Here is a 1,328-nt window from a genome sequence, read left to right as displayed (position 1 = left end):
CACCTCGGGCTCAACAGGGAAACCGAAGGGGGTCATGGTAGAGCATCGGAACGTTGTTCGATTGGTCCGGAACACCAACTATATCACATTCGAAGAAGGAGACCGTATCTTACAGACGGGAGCCCAAGTATTTGATGCATGCACCTATGAAATATGGGGGGCGCTATTGAACGGTCTGGAGCTGTATGTGATCGATAAGGCAACAATCTTAAATCCACAAATGCTGGAAGCATCGATTAAGGCGAATCAAATAACAATAATGTGGTTAACCGCCCCGTTGTTCGATCAATTAGCACTGGAAAGCCCGACTATGTTTGAAGGGTTAAGGACGTTGATTGTCGGCGGAGATGTGTTAACGCCAAAAATTATTAACCAGGTGAGAAAAACATACTCAGGACTACAGGTGGTCAATGGGTACGGCCCGACGGAAAATACGACATTCTCCGTTTGTTATCTTATCGACAGAGACATTGAGATGAACATTCCAATTGGTCGTCCAATCAGCAACTCCAATGCTTACATCGTTGATTGCTATGGTAAGATCGCTCCTATAGGTGTGCCAGGAGAGCTTTGGGTTGGTGGTGATGGTGTAGCCAGAGGCTACAAAAACTTGGACGAGCTGACGGCAGAGAAATTTATTCCCAATCCCTTTGCGGACCATGCAAGGTTATACCGAACAGGCGATCTGGCCAAGTGGCTACCGGGTGGAGATATCGAGTTTCTCGGAAGAATGGATGACCAACTCAAAATCAGAGGCTACAGAATAGAGGTTGGAGAAATTGAAAGAGAGATCATTAGGTACGAATTTGTAAAAGAGGCGATCGTTGTTGCAAAGGAATGGAGAAACGGTCAGAAAAGCTTGTGCGCCTATGTTGTGCCGACAACTCAACTGAGTGCAGATGACATTCGCGAATATCTGGTTGGGAAGCTGCCAGACTACATGGTTCCTTCCTACTATGTTACTTTAGACAGACTGCCGTTAAATCAAAATGGCAAAGTAGACAGGAAGGCTCTTCCCGAGCCGGAGTCTGGATTCAATACAGAAGAGGGTTATGTTGCACCGCAGCATTCCACCGAGAAGAAATTGGCTGAGATTTGGCAAGAAATACTGGGCGTTCCAAGGGTAGGGTTACGGGACCATTTCTTTGGGCTCGGAGGTCATTCGCTAAAGGCGGTTACCCTCGTGTCGAGAGTCAGCAAGGAGCTTCAGGTGAATCTCTCCCTCGGTGATGTATTTAAAGCTCCAATATTGAGCGAAATGGCTACCTTGATCCGTGCATCCGAAGTAGGCATCTACGCTGCGATAGAGCAGGTCCCTAAAGCGGAGC

The 1,328-nt window shown here is 47.4% G+C and carries 1 protein-coding gene; it reads left to right on the top strand.

What is annotated here, in order from left to right; all coding sequences use genetic code 11:
- Window positions 1-34 precede the first annotated feature (34 nt).
- On the top strand, window positions 35-1,328 hold a 1,294-nt coding region (locus tag IEY53_RS34775; protein WP_229696542.1), incomplete at its 3' end, for a non-ribosomal peptide synthetase.

The organism is Paenibacillus albidus, assembly GCF_014644435.1.
Taxonomy (GTDB): domain Bacteria; phylum Bacillota; class Bacilli; order Paenibacillales; family Paenibacillaceae; genus Paenibacillus_AQ; species Paenibacillus_AQ albidus.
This window is presented reverse-complemented; position numbering and strand designations above follow the sequence as displayed.